This window comes from Allofournierella sp. CML151 (genome assembly GCF_027853465.1).
In the GTDB taxonomy this organism is placed as follows: Bacteria; Bacillota; Clostridia; order Oscillospirales; family Ruminococcaceae; genus Allofournierella.
Map to the genome: position 1 here is coordinate 43,040 of NZ_JAPNNW010000014.1, position 16,052 is coordinate 59,091.

Genomic DNA, 16,052 nt, shown 5'->3' on the forward strand with positions numbered 1-16,052 from the left:
GAGTTGAGCGATGGAACACAAGGAGCCCGGGCGCCTGGCGCCCCTGCTGGCCATGGCCCTGTTCGGCCTGATGCTGGCCTGTGTGCTGGGCCTGATGGCACTGGGCAGCGGCCTTTACGGCAGCGTGACCCGGTCCATGACCGCCAACAACGCCGCCCGGGCCAGCCTGCGCTATCTGACCACCAGTGTGCGCGCCGCCGACACCGCCTCCGGCCTGCGGCTGGAGGAAGGCCCCGAGGGCGTGATGCTGGTGCTGGAGGAGCCCTCCACCGGCTACGAGACCCGAATCTATCTGTGGGAGGGCCAGCTGGTGGAGGAATACACCGCCACCGGAAGCGACACCGCCCCGGAGAACGCCCAGCCGGTATGCGCCTGCACCCGCTTTGAGGCAAAGCGCTCCGGCCAGCTGCTGGAGCTGACCACAGACCAGGGAACCGCGCGGGTGGCCCTGCGCTGCGGGGAGGGAGACTAAACCATGAAGCACCGCAAAAACACTGCGTTTTTTATTGAGGCACTGTTGCTGACTCTGTTCGTGCTGGCGCTCTGCACCGTGCTGGTGCGGCTGTTTGCCGCCGCCCGCCTGCGCTCGGCCCAGGCGCAGGAGCTGACCACTGCCCAGCAGATCGCCCAGAATGTGAGCGAAAGCTTTTATGCCAGCGATTCTGAGGAACAGTTCTGGCAGCTGCTGGGGGCTGCAGATCCGTCGGCCGACAGCGAGACACTGACCCTGACCGTGGACAGCCAAGGCCGCCCGGACCCCATCGGCACCTATGAACTGGAGCTGACTTTAGAGCACCAGCCCGCCCAGGCCGGGCAGACAGCCCGGCTGACTCTGCAGCTTTCCGACAGCGGCGGGCAATCGCTGTTCACCGGCTCCTTTGACCGCTATCTGCCCGGGACCTGACCCCTGCTGAAAGGAGACTACCGCCATGATGGAACGCCATAACGTCCCGCCTATCCGCTCCGGCGCGCTCACCCTGCTGATTGCGCTGGCTGCGATCTGCCTGGCCGTGCTGGCCGTGCTTTCCCTCACCACCGCCCAGGCGGACCTTTCGCTGGCCGAAAAGGCTCTGGACCGCTTTTCCCAGGACGCGGCGCTGGAAAATGAGGGGCAGCAGTGGCTGGCCCAGCTGGACGCAGCGCTGGCCGCCGGGCAGGATACCGCCGCCCTCGGGCAGACCGGCGAGGACGGCGCAGTCACCACGACTCTCACCGGGGAAGGCGGCCGCACCCTGACCATCGCCGCCCTGCCCACACCCCAGGGCCCCGGCCGCTACACCCTGACCCGCTGGCAGTACGGTCAGGAGCGGGACTTTGACCAGGGGCCCCAGCTGTGGGACGGCAGCTTCTGACCGTCCTCTTTCCTATTTGTTATCTGCTCCGGCTGAAACAGGAGGTTTATGTTTATGGAGATGGAAACCGTTCTGCACCGTGCCATCGAGGTGCGGGCCTCGGATATCTTTATCATTGCCGGCCTGCCGCTGACCTATAAGATCAACGGCCGCCAGCTGCGGGAGGGCGAAATGCTCACCCCCGCCGACACCGCTCATCTGGTGGAGGGCATCTACGCCTTGTGCGGCCGAAGCATGAGCCGCTGCGCCGCCGAGGACGCGGACGACGACTTTTCCTTTGCCATTCCCCACTTGGGCCGTTTCCGGGCCAACGTGCTGCATCAGCGCGGCAGCCTTGCGGTGGTGCTGCGGGTGATTCAGTTCGGCCTGCCCGACCCCCAGGCCCTGGGCATCCCCGATCAGGTAATGGCCGCCGCCAAAAAGCTCAAGGGGCTGGTGCTGGTCACCGGGCCCGCAGGCAGCGGCAAATCCACCACCCTGGCCTGCCTGATCGACTCCATCAACCGCAGCCGGGAAGCTCACATCATCACCATGGAGGACCCCATCGAATTCATCCACCGGCACCAGAAGTGCATCGTGACCCAGCGGGAGATCGGCAGCGACAGCTCCAGCTATGTGCGGGCGCTGCGCAGCGCCCTGCGGGAAAGCCCGGATGTGATTCTGCTGGGCGAGATGCGGGACCACGAAACCATCGAGGTGGCCATGACCGCCGCTGAAACCGGTCAGCTGCTCTTCTCCACCCTCCACACCACCGGCGCGGCCAGCACGGTGGACCGCATTGTGGACTCCTTCCCCGCCAGCCAGCAGCAGCAGGTGCGTATCCAGCTGTCCATGGTGCTGCAGGCAGTCATCAGCCAGCAGCTGGTGCCCACGGTGGACGGCGGCCAGACCGTGGCCTTTGAGGTGATGTACACAAACCCCGCCATCAAGAACATGATCCGCGAGGCCAAGTCCCACCAGCTGGACGCAGCCATCCAGGCCGGCGCCGCCGAGGGCATGTGCACCATGGATACCAGCCTGCTGCGCCTGTACCAGCAGGGCCACATCACCCGCGACACTGCCCTTACCCACTCCATCTACTACGAAGCCATGGAAAAACGCCTGGCGGCGCTGTCCATGCTGTAATCCTTTGATTCTTCGCCCCATTTCTTCGGGAATGGGGCTTTTTTGCGCCATTTTTGTACGATCGTCCGCACCGGTGGTTTCATCGGCTCTTTTTTGGAAATTTAATTGACTTTATCAGATATTCGGAATATACTGACTATGTCAGATAAATTAACCGCACGGCGGTCTTTCCCCACGCCGTGCCCGATACCGGCCCCGCACCGGGGCCCTGCATAAGAAAAGGAGAATGTAACATGAAAACTTCCACCAAGATCTGGCTCTGGTTTGCTCTGGTGCTCTGCGCCGCCACCACCGTGATGAACGCCTGCTTCGGCCGCTGGCCCTCTGTGATCGTGGCCATCGTTTCCCTGGCCGGCCTGTGCATGGTGCTGTTTGCCAAAAAAAAGGCGGGCTTCACCCTGATGTGCTGCTGCTATGTGGTTTCCTTCTTTGTGGCTGTGCTGGGCAGCCTGGGCCAGCCGGGCCTGCTGGTGTCCATCATCATGTCCCTGGTAGGCAGCCTGCTGGTTCCCGTGATCACCTGGCTGTTCCTGCGCCGGGACTGGGCCAGCCTGAACTGAGTCAGGGCATTTCTCTGAGCGTTTTTCTCCCCATTTCATACGAACACAGCAGAGGGCCGCGGGATGATTCCGCGGCCCTCTGCTGTGTTTTTCCCTGTCCGGGGCAAAATCTGCTATAATAGATTCCGAACGTTTTATCCCATCCCCGACTGAGGTGTTTTCATGAATCAGGATCAAGTCCGGGTCCACCGGACATTGAAGGATATTTTCGGCTACGACGCCTTCCGCCCCGGCCAGCAGGAGGTGGTGGACGCCCTGCTCGCCGGACAGGACGTGCTGGCGGTCATGCCCACCGGCGCGGGCAAATCCATCTGCTATCAGCTGCCGGCCTTGCTGCTGCCCGGCATCACCGTGGTGGTCAGCCCGCTGATCAGCCTGATGCAGGACCAGGTGCAGGCGCTGATCCAGATGGGCGTGCGGGCGGCGTACATCAACTCCTCCCTCACCGAGAACCAGTGCCGCAAGGCTCTGGCCAACGCCTGCGACGGCATGTACAAGATCGTGTATGTGGCCCCGGAGCGGCTTTTGACTCCGGGCTTTCTGCGGTTTTCCCACAGCGTGCAGATCTCGCTGCTCTGCGTGGACGAGGCTCACTGCGTCTCCCAATGGGGGCAGGACTTCCGGCCCAGCTATCTGCAGATTCGCCAGTTTGCGGACCAGCTGAACCAGCGCCCGCCGCTGGGTGCCTTCACCGCCACCGCCACCCAGCGGGTGAAGGACGACATCCGTCAGCTGCTGGCCCTGCGCCAGCCTCTGGAGCTGACCACCGGCTTCGACCGGCCCAACCTGTTCTTCGAGGTACAGCGGATGGAGGAGCGGGAGAAATTTCCCTGTCTGCTGGCCTACCTGAACGACCACCCCCAGGCCACCGGCATCGTGTACTGCTCCACCCGCAAAAAGGTGGACGAGGTGTATGAAAAGCTCATCGGCCAGAACATTGCCGCCGCCCGCTACCACGCGGGCATGGCGCCGGAGGAACGCCAGCGCAGCCAGGAGTCCTTTCTGTTTGACCAGGTGCGGGTGATGGTGGCCACCAACGCCTTCGGCATGGGCATCGACAAATCCAACGTGAACTTTGTCATTCACTATAACATGCCCCTGGACCTGGAGAGCTACTACCAGGAGGCAGGCCGCGCCGGACGGGACGGTCAGGACGCAGACTGCATCCTGCTCTATTCCGCCGGGGACGTGCGCACCGGAAACTTTCTCATCGACAACAGCGAGCCCGCCGCCGGGGCCAGCCCGGAGGAGGTGGAGACCCAGATCCTGCGCCAGAAGGACCGGCTGCGTCAGATGACCTTTTACTGCCACAGCCGCTACTGCCTGCGTGGCGAGATTTTAAAATACTTCGGCCAGCGCACCGGCCGGGACGGCTGCGGGGCCTGCTCGGTCTGCCGCCCCGAGGCGCAGCGAGCCTCGGTGGTGAAGCTGGCAGCCAAGAACACAGCCAAGCTGAAGGCCATCGAGGAAAAGGACCTGAACACGGACCATCTGCAGCAGCTGAAGGACCTGCGGCTCAAGCTGGCCCGGCAGGCGGGCGTGCCCGCCTTCGTGGTCTTCACCGACGCCACCCTGCGTGCTATGTGCGCCCATCTGCCCAAGACCCGGGAGCAGCTGCTGGAGGTGCCCGGCGTGGGCGTGCGCAAGTGCGAGCAGTACGGCGAGGAGTTCCTGGCTCTGCTCAACACCTTTGAAAAGGAGTGACCTTCCATGCGGCTCACCGTACCTGACTATTACGACCGGTTCCGGTGCATTGCCTCCCGCTGCACCGACAACTGCTGCATCGGCTGGGAAATCGGCATCGACCCGGCCACGCTGGCGGCTTACCAGTCCCAACCCGGTGCCTTCGGCGACCGGCTGCGGGCGGCCATCCGGCCCGGCGACCCGCCCTATTTTGCCCTGACCGGGTCGGGCCGCTGCCCTTTTTTGAACGAGGAAAACCTGTGCGATATCTACCGCCAGCTGGGGGAAAGCCACCTCTGCACCATCTGCGACCAGCATCCCCGCTTTCACAACTGGTTCGGGGAGGAAAAGGAGAGCGGTCTGGGCCTGAGCTGCGAGGAAGCCGCCCGGCTGATTCTCTTCTCTGCCCCGCCCCGGCTGACCAGCCGGGACATTGCGGAAGCATCGGACCCCGACGGCCCCGACCCAGAGCTGCTGGCCGGGCTTCGGGCGGTGCGCGAGTCTGCCTTCGCCCTGCTGCGGGAGGAAGCATTGCCCCTGGCAGCCAGGCTTGCCCTGCTGGCCAGCCTGGCCCAGGACCTGCAAAGCTGGCTGGACGGCGCGCCGGAGCAGGCTGAAGCTCAGGGCTGCTCCACCGAGCAGCTGACCGCCGATGCTGCCTTTGGCCTGGCAGAATTCTACAGCAGCCGGGACCGCTGGCCGGACCTGGCCCGGCAGCTGGCCGAGGCCATTCCCGAGGCCCCACTTTCGGAATTTCTCGCCCCGCTGCTGGCGCTGCTGGAAACCCTCCCGGCCAATCATGCCGACTGGCCCGGGCGGCTGGCCGCACTGCGGCAGGTGCTGCCCCAGCGGCTGGCCCGTCCCTTGTGGGAAAGCCCGGAGCAGGAGCGGGCGGCGGCGAATGCGGCCCACTACATGCTCTATCGATACTTTTTGTCTGCTGCCTGCGAGGGTGACGCGCTGTGCGGCGCAATGCATGCCATCACTGCGGCGCTGCTCCTCGTCCTGCTGGCGGAGCAGGAAAACGGCGCGTTCCAAGCTTCTTGGATCAATGCTGCCAAGGCCTATTCCCGAGAGGTGGAATACGCCCCGGACAACCTGCATGCGGTAAACGCTGCCTTCTGGCAGGCGGACTGGGCCGCGCCAAGCCTTGTGATTGGTGCTCTTCTGCGCTTTTTCTGAAAAAACCGGGGAGTTTCCCCGGTTTTTTTGTGCGTTTTTGTTCCGTTATACGACCTACGTACTATAACAGGAACATCAATACACCGTTTTCCGGGCAAAACCCGGACTTGCAGACAAAGGAGTGAACATCATGCCGTTGGATCTTTTGGAGCACGTGAAGAAACACCGGATTGTGGTGGCGGTGCGCGGCATCGCACCGGAGCAGATCCTGCCCGCCGCGAAGGCCCTGTATGATGGAGGCATCCGCATGCTGGAGATCACCTTCGACCAGGCAAGCCCCACCTGCCTGACCGACACCCCCGCCGCCATCCGCCAGGTACGGCAGGCCATGGGCGACGATATGCTGGTGGGCGCGGGCACCGTGATGAGCCCTGAGCAGGCCCGCGCCGCAGTGGAGGCCGGAGCGCAGTACCTGCTCATCCCCAACCTGGATCTGGAGGTGATTGCCGCTGCCCGCGTGCTGGATGTACCCATCGTGCCCGGCGCTATGACCCCCAGCGAAATCGCCGCCGCCTGGAAGGCAGGTGCCGCTCTGGTCAAGCTGTTCCCCGCCGGATGCCTGGGCCCCGGCTACATCAAGGCCATCACCGCGCCCATCCGCCAGGTGCCGCTGCTGACCATGGGCGGAGTGGACGAAACCAATCTCACCGAATATCTGGCTCTGCCCTGTGTGGTGGGCACCGGCATCGGCTCGGCCATTGCCCGCAAGGATCTGATTGAGGCGGGCCGCTGGCAGGAGCTCACCGCTCTGGCGCTGCGCTACACCAGCCAGCTCACCGGGAAGGAGGGCGCAGAATGAACGGAGTCTATCTCACCATCGACACCGGCACCACCAACACCCGGGTGACGGTACTGAAGGACGGCGCGCTGCTGGCTCAGGCAAAAAGCGAGACCAGCGTGCGGGTGAGTGCCATCGACGGCGACAACCACTGCCTGAAACAGGCAGTGCGCCAGTGCCTGGACGAAGCGCTGGACCGCGCGGGCATCGGCTGGGACCAGGTGTGCGGAGTGGCCGCCAACGGCATGATCACCTCCAATGTGGGTCTGTGCGAGATCCCGCACTGCACCGCTCCCGCGGGCGCAGCCGAACTGGCCGCCGCCATCCAATCCGTCTCCATGCCCGAGATCTGCCCCTTGCCCATCGCCTTTATCCCCGGGGTGAAAAACTCCGGCGCTGCGGTGGACTGGAACAATTTTGAAGCCATGGACATCATGCGGGGCGAGGAGGTGGAGGCCATGGCTCTGCTGAGTCATTTTGCCCCTGGCAAGCCCTATCTTCTGGTGCTGCCCGGCTCCCACATGAAGTTTGTGAGCGTGGACCGGGAGGGGCGGATCAGCGGCTGCCTGACCTCCATCAGCGGCGAGCTTCTGGCCGCCATTACCACCGGCACCATTCTGGCAGATGCGGTGCGCGCCAGTTCGCCGACCCGGAGCAGTTCGATGAGCAGGCCCTGCTGGCAGGGTGGCGCACCGCCGCCCGCACCGGTCTTGGACGTGCCTGCTTCTCGGGGCGTATTCTGAATCAGTTTGCGGGCCAGCCGCCCCAGGCCATCGCCTACTATCTGCTGGGTGCGGTGCTGCAAAGCGATGTGGCCGCCATTCGCGGCTCCCGGGCGCTGTGTGTGCCGCCGGAGGCGGAAGTGGTGGTTGCGGGCAAGGACCCGCTGCGCCGGGCCATCGCCCAGCTGCTGCAGGCCGACGGCGCGTTTGCCGCCGTGCATCTTTACACCCCGGAACCCGGCGCCCTGCCCATGGCCGCCGAGGGGGTTCTGCGCATTCTGGAGCAGGCCTGAACCGGACCACGGCAAAACAAAAAAGAAACAGGAGGCGCGGACACGAATGTCCGCGTCTCCTGTTTTGTCTGCATTTGGCCACCCGATCAGCCCAGCCCGGGGATCTTGTCATCCAGCCGGTACATGGTGAAGCTGGCGGTGGCCAGCAGCCTGCCCTCCTGGTTGGTGATGGTCACCCGGTTCACCTGGGTGCGGCGGCCGGAATGCTCGCTCACCGCCTCCACCGTGAGCAGGTCGCCGGGGCGGCCTGCTGCCAGATAGTTCATGCTGGCCTGCAGCGTCACATGCGCATAGCCGCCCGCGCAGGCGGCCAGACCGCTGCAGCTGTCACACAGGGTATACAGCCAGCCGCCATGGGCGTTGCCAAAGGCGTTTTGTGCCTGCTCGCCCACCGGTGCCTGCAGCCGGGCCAGGCCCGGCTCACAGGCCAGCACCTGAATCTCGTCCAGGCAGGTCACCGGCTTGAGCCGGGCGCGGGCAAATGCCAGCAGCTTTTCCTTGTCCATGCTCGTTCCTCCTTTTTGGGCGGGCGCTCAGTGCTGCGCGCCCTGCCGGTCCAAGAGGGCGGTGGCGTCCCGGATCACCTGCTCGTCACCCCCGGCCCGCTTCAATGCCAGTCGGGCCAGCTCCACCGCCTTGTCCTCGTTTTGCTCCACACCCTGCCCGCTCTCATACAGCAGGGCCAGCGCCAGGGCGCAGTCGCCGCCCTCGGTGCATTTTTCCACGCCGATGCGGTAATAGCCCGCTGCGGCCACCGCATCGCCCTTTTCCTGGTGGTACATCTCACCCAGGTTGAACCAGGCCATGTCGTTGCCGCTCTGGCCCGCCAGACGGTAGAGCTTTTCCGCCATATCCAGATCCTTTTTCACGCCCCGGCCGTAGCGGTAGCATTCGCCCAGGTTGTTCACCCCGTTGCGCCAGCACTCCCGCTCGGGCAGGGTCTGCTTGAGCAGCGCCTCATACCATTTCACCGCCCGGGTGTGATCCGCCTCACCGGCCAGGCCCTCGTCCAGAAACCAGGCCGCGTTGAACTGGGCCTCCGGGTTGCCGCCCGCCGCGCCCTTTTCAAACCATTCCAGGGCGGTTTGCAGGCTCCGCTCCACCCCTTCGCCCCGCCAGTAGCATTCGCCCAGGCAGTTCATGGCCTTGGCCAGGCCCCGGTCCGCCGCCTTTCGGTAAAGCTCCAGCGCCTTGTCCAGATCCTGGGGCACACCCCAGCCCTCCTGGTAACAGATGCCCAGATCGCACACCGAGCTCATATAGCCCTGACTGGCCGCACGGCGGAACAGCTCCACCGCCTTCTCCTTCCGGTCCGGTCCGTCCGCGCCGGGCTGACCCATCCGGTAACACCAGGCCAGATTGTGCATGGCCCGCAGATGCCCCTGGTCCACCGCCTTCTGATACAGCTCCACCGCCTTGCGGGGGTCCTTCTCCACGCCGGTGCCGGTGTCGTAGCACCAGGCCAGGCTGCACTGGCCGTCGGAATCCCCGGCCTCGGCGGCCTGGGCATACAGCTGGGCAGCCTTCACCGGGTCCCGCTTGGTGCCGAGGCCCATCTCGTAAAAATAGCCCGCGTTGTACACCGCGGCAATGTGCCCCTGGGCCGCCGCCAACTGGTACTGGTGCAGGGCGGTCTCAAAGTTGCGCTCCACGCCCCGGCCCCGCTCGTAGCACACGCCCAGGCTGAACTGGGCGGCGGCGTAGCCTTGAAAGGCCGCGTCGCCAAACAGGCGGGCGGCGCGCTTCTGATCCTTTTCCACGCCCCGGCCGTCCTGATACAGTGTGCCCAGCAGGTACTGAGCCCGGGCAAAGCCCTGCGCCGCGGCCTTTTCCAGCCAGTAGGCGCCCTGGGCCGGGTCCGGCGCCATGCCCTTGCCGGTGATGTGCAGCACTGCCAGATTGCACTGGGCGGGCGGGTAGCCCTTGTCCGCCGCCTGGCGGTAAAGCCAGGCCGCCTGAGGCAAATCCAGCTCGGTGCCCTTGCCGAATTCACAGCACCAGCCCAGGGTGCACAGGCACCACACATCGCCCAGCGCCGCCGCCTGGCGCAGCGCGGGCACTGCCGCGGCATAGTCGGCGGGCTCGGCCAAAAACAGCTCCTGGGCCTGGCGGGCCAGCCGCTCCCGTTCGTTTGCATCCAAGATCATTTGGGTTCTCCTTATTGGTACGCGGGGCCGGGCCCCGCTGTTTTATGCGATATGATTTTATTTTACACTGTTTGTGCGCAAAAGCAAAGCGGGCGGCCGCAACCCGGCCGCCCGCACTTTGGAAATCGCTCACACCGCAAAGGTGTACTGATACACGTTGTAAAGGCTGATGCCCATGATGATGACCATCAGGCCGATGAACAGCTTGTCCACCGCCTTGTTGTCCATCCGCTTGTTGAAGGCACGGCCGATCATGCCGCCGCCGATGCCGCCGGCAACCATCAGCACCAGGCTGAGCCAACCGAAGGGCGGCACGCTGCCGGTGACCAGGGTGGCCAGCAGGCTGGTGATCTGGCTGACCAGAATCACATACAGGCTGTTCTGGGCCGCGGTCTTGGTGTCCATGGAGAAGAAGAAATAGAACACCACCAGGTTGATGGGGCCGCCGCCGATGCCCAAGAAGCTGGACATGATGCCCAGCAAAAGGCCGATGATCAGGCAGACCACCGTGCTGTCGATCTGCTTGGTGCGGATGCGCGCCTTGCACAGGGTGTACACCATGGTGCCCAGGGTGATCAGGAACAGGCAGGCGGCCTGCACCGCGCCCGCGGTCTCCTGGAACTGGGCGCTGATCACGCTGAACATCTGCTTGCCCGCCACGCCGCCGATGGCCGCGCCGATGGCCAGCGGAGTGCCGATCTTCAGATCCACCTTGCTGTCGCCCGCGCACATGGCCTTGGTCACAGAATAGCAGCTCATGGCCAGCACCGTGCAGCCGGACAGAAAGCTCACGGTGGCCACGCTGTCCAGATGGAACAGGTCCAGGGTGGGCTTGATGATGACTCCGCCGCCGATGCCGCAGATGGCTCCGGCGATGCTGGCCAGCAAACTGATGATAAGATATGCAAAAACCTGCATTGGTTTCCTTCCTCTCTTGAAAGCGCAAGGCCGGACCCCCTTGTTCCGGGGGCCCGGCATCATTCATTCTACTGTGTCTTTTTTCCCGGTTCAGCCGCAGCAGGGATGGTTGCCGTACTCATCCATGCAGTCCTGGCTGGGGTCCTTCATGCACAGGTGCACGGCGGCGACCTTGAAGGTCTGGGGCAGGGCCAGGATGTTGGGGTTCTCACCCACGAACTTCTTCTTGGCATCGGCCAGCGCCTCCTCAAAGGTGGCGCGGGTCTTCAGGCCCATGCTGCGGGCGATGCCCGGCTCCTCGGCACCCACGATGTAGATGGCGCTGGTGTTCATCTCGGCGATGTGGCCGCAGCTCATCATGGAGAAGCCGTGGAAGGGATGGAAGGCGTTGGTGAAGCGGTACTTGCGGATATACTCTTCGTTGGTGGCGTAGTACTCGCCCAGACGGTTCATATCCGGCAGAATGTTCATGTGGTCATGCTGGAAGGCCTCCCACTCCTCGCGCAGGTAGGGCCACAGCTCGTCGTGGAAGTAGCCGTTGCAGATGGAGGAGCAGATGATCACACAGTGGTCGCTCATCACGCGCTTGAAGCGCAGCACCTGGGCGCTCAGCGCCTGCATCATCATAATGGGGTTGGTGCCCATGCCGTCGCCGTAGTGGAACTTCTGGGGCATGCCGAAGACCAGCACGTCGTATTTCTTCTCGGCCCAGTGCACGTAGGTGCGCTTATCGGCCAGCTTCCAGCTCTCGGGCATCATCTCCTTGGCGTAGCCGGAGTAGATGGCGATCTGGCGGCTCTTGGTGTCCAGCACAGCGTCGCAGCAGAAGAAGGGATGGCCCATCTTCTCCTCCATGTGCATGCCGATCTCGTTGAACTTGTGGCGCATCAGGCTGCCGCCGTTCACGGGGGTGAAGTCATCCCGGTGCATGACCTCGGGCACATGGTGGCTGGCGATGCTGCGCCAGTTGGTGATGCCGGTGGCGCAGTGCTTGTAGCCGCCGGAGTAGCCGCCGTAGGGGTTGCCCTGCACGTGGCCGATCAGGATGGGCAGGTCGCACTCGAACACGGTCTTGTTCATGAAGACAGGGTCGCCCCGCTTGGTGGTGCCCAGGTCGACCATGTTGTCCGGGTCCTCGGAGTCGTGGCTGGTCATCTGGTGGGTGTACCAGAACTCATTGAACAGCTCCTCGCCGAAGATGGCCTTGTAATCCTCGGGCTTGGCGCGGGGATGCAGGCCGTTGGAGATGATGAACTGGATGTCCTCCTTCTTTACGCCGGCTGCATACAGCTCCTTCAGAATCAGCTTGATGCTGACCTTGCGGTGGCTGGTGGGCTGCTCACCGCCCTTTACCCGGTCGGGCACGATGAAGACCACCTTTGCGCCGGGGAAGGCCAGCTCGCTCAGGGGCTTCATGCCGATGGGATTGTGCAGGCTCTCCAGATAGGCAGCCTCCAGTTTGTCCTCGGGAATGTAATCCGGATCGGGCACGGTGGTGCCGGGGATGAACACATCGGTGTTGTCGGGCAGCTCGGCGCTCATCAGGCCGTGGCCGTATTCAAAATCCAGTTTCATGGGGTCAGTCCTCCTTTTTATCGTTACTCGCCCAGGTAGGTGCGGATGATCTCGAGATACTCGTCCGGGTAGAAGCCGATTTCACCGGAGAAGCGGGTCAGGGCGATCAGGCCGCCGTCGATCTCCTCGATGCTGGCCAGCATTTCGGCGTTGTCCTTCTTCAGGCCGCCGCCGTATACCACGGGGATGCCGCCGGTGCGCTCCTTCACAAAGCGGGCGATCTTTTCGATGTAGGGCTTGTCCGCCGGGGTCTTGCCGGGTCCGATGGACCAGATGGGCTCGTAGGCGATGACCACCTGGCTCTTGTCCACGCCGTCCAGGCCGATGTCCAGCTGCTCGCCCAGAACCTCCTGCCAGGCCTCCTGCTCCTCGCTCTTTTCGCCGATGCAGTACAGCACCTTCATTCCCCGGGCAATGGCTGCCTTGATCTCCTTGTTCAGCAGGCGGTTGGTGGCGGCGGTATCGGTCACGCCGGCCTCGGCCAGAATACCGTTTTTATCGTTGCGCTCCTCGCAGTGGCCGATGATCACCCCGCCGCAGCCCATAGCCTTGGCAATGGAGGCAGGCCGGTTGGTGGTGAAGGCGCCGAAGTTGCCGCCCACGGCGGTGTCGTCCCGGTAGATGCTCTGGCAGCCGATCTTCACCGGGCTGTTCTCACAGCGGGCTGCCACCGCGCCCAGGATGTGGGCCTCGGGGAAGTACTGCACGAACTCCACCTTCTCCGGGTCATACTTTTTCAGCTGCTCCTGGGTGTTCTCCACAATATAGCGGCCCCAGTCCCCCACCGGCGCAATGCGGTTCACACCGCCGAACTCGGTGGGCACGTCGAAGCGTTTCAGATTCAAAAAGATGTATTTCATGGGCACTTCTCCTTTTGGTCCTGGTTTGATAAACCGGCCAGTGCCGGCTGCCCCCAAGGGAGCGGCCGGCGGCCGGGAACGTATTTGATCAGATGCCTTCCTTGCGGTAGCGCTCGGCCATCTCGTCCAGGGTCACCCGCTCCACTGCCGGTGCCTTGCCCACGCTGCCGAACTCCACGATCAGGGTGCCGACCACTTCCTTCACGCCCCGCTCGATGCAGTCCACAATGGCGGCCACATCCTCATCGGGCACGTCGCCGTACATCACGGTGTTCATGATGGGCGGCAGGAAGGCGCGGGGATCGAAGGCAGACTTCTTCTCCTCCAGCAGGCGGTAGATCTGGCCGATGCTGGCGCTGTTTTGCAGCTCGGGGCGGTAGTGGAACAGCTCCTTCATGTTGCGGGTCACCGCCAGGCGGATATCGGTATCCACATTGATCTTGGCGATGCCGCAGCGGGCTGCTTCCTTCAGCTGGGCCAGCTCGATGCCGTAGGCATTCTGGATGTCGCCGCCCAGCTCATTGATCTCCTTCACGATGTACTGGGGCACGGTGGAGGAGCCGTGGCTCACCAGAGCGCAGAAGATGCCCTCATGCAGCAGGCACTCCTTGGTGGCGATGGCGATCTCCTTGCGCAGCTTCGCGCCCTTGCCCTTGTTGGCGCCGTGCATGGTGCCGTAGCTGATGGCCAGCGCGTCCACCTTGGTCTTCTTGATGAATTCCACCGCGTCCAGAGGGTTGGTGTAGGTGGAACCGGCGCTGAACACATGGTCCTCCACACCGGCCAGCACGCCCAGCTCAGCCTCCACGGAAACGCCCCGCTCGTGGGCGTATTTTACCACCTCGCGGGTGAGCTCGATGTTCTCTTCAAAGGGCAGCGACGAACCGTCGATCATCACGCTGGTGTAGCCGCCGGCAATGGCCGCCTTGCAGGAGTCGAAGTCCCGGCCATGGTCCAGATGCAGGGCCACGGGAATGGGGCTGTCCTCACCGTACTTTTTCACCGCGTTGCCGATGTTCTGCGCGCCCACCTTTTTGTCCTCCAGGGTGGCGTTCATAAAATCGGTGCGCCCGCCCATAAAGCCGTTGGCCAGGTCCGCACCCTGCAGAATGGCGGGGCTGCGGAACATCTCGTGCACCTGGATGGCGGCCTTGGCCTGGGCCACGGCGTTCACGTTGAACGCGCCCTGGGCGTAGTGTTCTTTTTCAGTGGCTTCCAAAATCGCGCGCAGAGGTACTAACATAATGATACTCCTTTTCGTATGGGTCGGCCGCCGAAGGCGGCAATGTTCAACTGCGGCGTTTGCTTTTGCTACAGCTTCATCATAAAACAAAACCGCAGGGGTTACAAGGGGTTTGGGCAAAATATTTACACGTGTGTACATTTTTTGGCAGATGCAGCAGTCCAGGGCTGTTTTTCTGTGAAAAATAGCCCTGACCTTTGTCTGCCTGCCGCAATGGCGCCCGCTCAGTTTTTGGGCTTGCCCAGGGCGCTGAACATGCTGCGCTTGTACTCCTCCACACCGTTCTGGTCAAAGGGGTCCACACCCAGCAGCTTGCCGGAGATGGCGCAGGCCATCATGAAGAAATAATACATCCGGCCGTAGGTTTCCTCGTCCAGCCGGGGCAGACGCAGCTGGATGCAGGGCACGCCCCCTGCATCGTGGGCCTGGATGGTGGCCTTTTCCGCCGCCCGGTTGATGTTGGCAAAATCCATGCCGTCCAGATAATCGAACCGGTCGCCGAAGGCCTTGTCCGGCTGCACCCGCAGCTCCGCGCCCGGGTCATCCACCATCAGGAAGGTCTCGATCAGGATGCGCCTGCCCTCCTGCATGTACTGGCCTATGCTGTGCAGGTCCTCGGAATTGGTCATGGTGGCCGGGAACAGGCCCTTGTGGTCCTTGCTCTCGCTCTCGCCGAACAGCTGCCTCCACCAGCTCTGGGCCCAGAACAGCCGGGGCTCAAAGGCGGCCAGCATCTCGATGGCGTAATCCTTTTGACCCAGCGCACTGCGCAGTGCGGCGTATTCCGCAGCGATGCCGCCCTGCTCCGCGGCCAGCTCCGCCTCCATGGCCGAACCGCCCGCCACAAAGGCCTCCCCGTCCAGCCCGGCCACCGCCAGCGCCAGCAGCGACACCGGGCTGAAGGCGGAATACCGCCCGCCGATGCGCTCGGGGAAACTGAGGAACAGGTAACCGTTCTCTTTGGCAATCTCCTCCAGGCGGCTGCCGTAAGTACCGGTAAGCACCACCCGCCGGGCCATCTCCTCGGGGGTATAGCGCTCGCTCATCCAGCGGCGCAGCACCCGGAAGTGGCTGCCCGGCTCCAGGGTCTCGAAGTTTTTGGCGATCACATTGATGTAAACACTCTTTCCCTCCAGCTTTTGCAGGGTGCGGGCCAGCTCCCAGGCTGAGAGGGTGTTGCCCGCGTAGAGGATCTGCGGACCGATGGTGCCCAGCGCCTCGATCATGGCTCGGGCCGCCTGGTTGGAGCCGCCCACGCCCACCAGTACGAACACGTCGGCGTTTTCCCGGATCTCCTTCGCCTTTTCGGCGATCTGTGCCCGCTGCATGGCTGCTTCTTCGCAGTGCAGCCAACCGGTCACGCCCCAGTCCGGGCTTGCCTGTCCGGCAGCCGTCAGCTCCCGGTAGATGTCCTTCGCCCGCAGGCGCTCCTGCTCCAGCAGCCCGGCGTCGGCATAGCGCTGGGCAAGGTCGGTGTTCAGATAAAGCTTCATAACCGCTCACTTCTCCTTATATCTCATTATAGGCTGCCGTTTTCCGGCCAGCCAGTATGAAAATCCCTCATACCTTTCGCCGGCTGCTTCATGAAAAATCCCCCGAAGCAACGGCTTCGGG

Annotated in this window: 17 protein-coding genes; 10 read left to right on the forward strand and 7 right to left on the reverse strand. The window is 63.6% G+C overall.

From position 1 onward, the window contains the following. The first annotated feature begins 10 nt into the window (after positions 1-10). The 10 genes from PH256_RS10750 (at position 11) to PH256_RS10795 (ending at position 7,695) form a co-directional block, all read left to right on the forward strand. On the forward strand, positions 11-472 hold the full coding sequence (locus PH256_RS10750) for a DUF4860 domain-containing protein (RefSeq protein ID WP_270914177.1): 462 nt from the start codon (positions 11-13) through the stop codon (positions 470-472). A gap of 3 nt (positions 473-475) precedes the next feature. After that, positions 476-904, forward strand: a complete 429-nt coding sequence (locus tag PH256_RS10755) for a hypothetical protein (protein WP_270914178.1) — start codon at positions 476-478, stop codon at positions 902-904. A gap of 25 nt (positions 905-929) precedes the next feature. After that, positions 930-1,352: a hypothetical protein gene (locus PH256_RS10760; RefSeq protein WP_087183091.1), complete on the forward strand. Its 423-nt coding sequence runs from the start codon at positions 930-932 to the stop codon at positions 1,350-1,352. Positions 1,353-1,406: 54 nt separating this feature from the next. Next, positions 1,407-2,477 carry a type IV pilus twitching motility protein PilT gene (locus tag PH256_RS10765; protein WP_270914179.1) on the forward strand — a complete coding sequence of 357 codons (1,071 nt, stop codon included), beginning with the start codon at positions 1,407-1,409 and terminating at the stop codon, positions 2,475-2,477. A 233-nt stretch (positions 2,478-2,710) separates the two neighbouring features. After that, positions 2,711-3,037 carry a hypothetical protein gene (locus PH256_RS10770; protein WP_087183089.1) on the forward strand — a complete coding sequence of 109 codons (327 nt, stop codon included), beginning with the start codon at positions 2,711-2,713 and terminating at the stop codon, positions 3,035-3,037. Between the two features lie 162 nt (positions 3,038-3,199). Continuing rightward, positions 3,200-4,741 carry a RecQ family ATP-dependent DNA helicase gene (locus PH256_RS10775; RefSeq protein WP_270914180.1) on the forward strand — a complete coding sequence of 514 codons (1,542 nt, stop codon included), beginning with the start codon at positions 3,200-3,202 and terminating at the stop codon, positions 4,739-4,741. A 6-nt stretch (positions 4,742-4,747) separates the two neighbouring features. Further along, positions 4,748-5,902 carry a flagellin lysine-N-methylase gene (fliB, locus tag PH256_RS10780; RefSeq protein WP_270914181.1) on the forward strand — a complete coding sequence of 385 codons (1,155 nt, stop codon included), beginning with the start codon at positions 4,748-4,750 and terminating at the stop codon, positions 5,900-5,902. A gap of 130 nt (positions 5,903-6,032) precedes the next feature. Next, positions 6,033-6,701 (forward strand): bifunctional 4-hydroxy-2-oxoglutarate aldolase/2-dehydro-3-deoxy-phosphogluconate aldolase, encoded by a 669-nt coding sequence (locus tag PH256_RS10785; protein ID WP_270914182.1) that lies wholly within the window; start codon positions 6,033-6,035, stop codon positions 6,699-6,701. Then, positions 6,698-7,423, forward strand: coding sequence for a 2-dehydro-3-deoxygalactonokinase (locus tag PH256_RS10790; RefSeq protein WP_270914183.1), 726 nt, complete (start codon positions 6,698-6,700; stop codon positions 7,421-7,423). Before PH256_RS10785 ends, PH256_RS10790 begins: the two co-directional genes overlap by 4 nt. Next, on the forward strand, positions 7,357-7,695 hold the full coding sequence (locus tag PH256_RS10795; protein ID WP_270914207.1) for a hypothetical protein: 339 nt from the start codon (positions 7,357-7,359) through the stop codon (positions 7,693-7,695). The genes PH256_RS10790 and PH256_RS10795 overlap by 67 nt, the downstream gene beginning before the upstream one ends. Positions 7,696-7,781: 86 nt before the next feature. Here the strand turns inward: PH256_RS10795 and PH256_RS10800 are convergent, their stop codons facing one another. The 7 genes from PH256_RS10800 to PH256_RS10830 all read right to left on the reverse strand — a co-directional run bounded on the left by PH256_RS10800 (position 7,782) and on the right by PH256_RS10830 (position 15,931). Then, positions 7,782-8,201, reverse strand: a complete 420-nt coding sequence (locus tag PH256_RS10800) for a PaaI family thioesterase (protein ID WP_270914184.1) — start codon at positions 8,199-8,201, stop codon at positions 7,782-7,784. Between the two features lie 27 nt (positions 8,202-8,228). Continuing rightward, positions 8,229-9,842, reverse strand: coding sequence for a tetratricopeptide repeat protein (locus tag PH256_RS10805; RefSeq protein ID WP_270914185.1), 1,614 nt, complete (start codon positions 9,840-9,842; stop codon positions 8,229-8,231). Between the two features lie 129 nt (positions 9,843-9,971). After that, positions 9,972-10,760: a sulfite exporter TauE/SafE family protein gene (locus PH256_RS10810; protein ID WP_270914186.1), complete on the reverse strand. Its 789-nt coding sequence runs from the start codon at positions 10,758-10,760 to the stop codon at positions 9,972-9,974. A gap of 90 nt (positions 10,761-10,850) precedes the next feature. Next, positions 10,851-12,335 carry a lactate racemase domain-containing protein gene (locus PH256_RS10815; protein WP_270914187.1) on the reverse strand — a complete coding sequence of 495 codons (1,485 nt, stop codon included), beginning with the start codon at positions 12,333-12,335 and terminating at the stop codon, positions 10,851-10,853. 23 nt (positions 12,336-12,358) lie between these two features. Continuing rightward, complete coding sequence (locus PH256_RS10820; protein ID WP_270914188.1) at positions 12,359-13,195, reverse strand: triose-phosphate isomerase family protein; 837 nt, start codon at positions 13,193-13,195, stop codon at positions 12,359-12,361. An 88-nt stretch (positions 13,196-13,283) separates the two neighbouring features. After that, positions 13,284-14,438: a class II fructose-bisphosphate aldolase gene (locus tag PH256_RS10825; protein ID WP_366937306.1), complete on the reverse strand. Its 1,155-nt coding sequence runs from the start codon at positions 14,436-14,438 to the stop codon at positions 13,284-13,286. A 224-nt stretch (positions 14,439-14,662) separates the two neighbouring features. Next, positions 14,663-15,931, reverse strand: a complete 1,269-nt coding sequence (locus PH256_RS10830; RefSeq protein ID WP_270914189.1) for a glucose-6-phosphate isomerase — start codon at positions 15,929-15,931, stop codon at positions 14,663-14,665. Positions 15,932-16,052: the final 121 nt, after the last annotated feature.

Coding starts and splice junctions, on each gene's coding strand:
- PH256_RS10785 (WP_270914182.1), top strand. CDS start 6,033: ATGCCGTTGGATCTTTTGGAGCACGTGAAGAAACACCGGATTGTGGTG.
- PH256_RS10800 (WP_270914184.1), bottom strand. CDS start 8,201: ATGGACAAGGAAAAGCTGCTGGCATTTGCCCGCGCCCGGCTCAAGCCG.
- PH256_RS10790 (WP_270914183.1), top strand. CDS start 6,698: ATGAACGGAGTCTATCTCACCATCGACACCGGCACCACCAACACCCGG.
- PH256_RS10820 (WP_270914188.1), bottom strand. CDS start 13,195: ATGAAATACATCTTTTTGAATCTGAAACGCTTCGACGTGCCCACCGAG.
- PH256_RS10775 (WP_270914180.1), top strand. CDS start 3,200: ATGAATCAGGATCAAGTCCGGGTCCACCGGACATTGAAGGATATTTTC.
- PH256_RS10825 (WP_366937306.1), bottom strand. CDS start 14,438: ATGTTAGTACCTCTGCGCGCGATTTTGGAAGCCACTGAAAAAGAACAC.
- PH256_RS10815 (WP_270914187.1), bottom strand. CDS start 12,335: ATGAAACTGGATTTTGAATACGGCCACGGCCTGATGAGCGCCGAGCTG.
- PH256_RS10810 (WP_270914186.1), bottom strand. CDS start 10,760: ATGCAGGTTTTTGCATATCTTATCATCAGTTTGCTGGCCAGCATCGCC.
- fliB (WP_270914181.1), top strand. CDS start 4,748: ATGCGGCTCACCGTACCTGACTATTACGACCGGTTCCGGTGCATTGCC.
- PH256_RS10830 (WP_270914189.1), bottom strand. CDS start 15,931: ATGAAGCTTTATCTGAACACCGACCTTGCCCAGCGCTATGCCGACGCC.
- PH256_RS10765 (WP_270914179.1), top strand. CDS start 1,407: ATGGAGATGGAAACCGTTCTGCACCGTGCCATCGAGGTGCGGGCCTCG.
- PH256_RS10750 (WP_270914177.1), top strand. CDS start 11: ATGGAACACAAGGAGCCCGGGCGCCTGGCGCCCCTGCTGGCCATGGCC.
- PH256_RS10760 (WP_087183091.1), top strand. CDS start 930: ATGATGGAACGCCATAACGTCCCGCCTATCCGCTCCGGCGCGCTCACC.
- PH256_RS10770 (WP_087183089.1), top strand. CDS start 2,711: ATGAAAACTTCCACCAAGATCTGGCTCTGGTTTGCTCTGGTGCTCTGC.
- PH256_RS10805 (WP_270914185.1), bottom strand. CDS start 9,842: ATGATCTTGGATGCAAACGAACGGGAGCGGCTGGCCCGCCAGGCCCAG.
- PH256_RS10755 (WP_270914178.1), top strand. CDS start 476: ATGAAGCACCGCAAAAACACTGCGTTTTTTATTGAGGCACTGTTGCTG.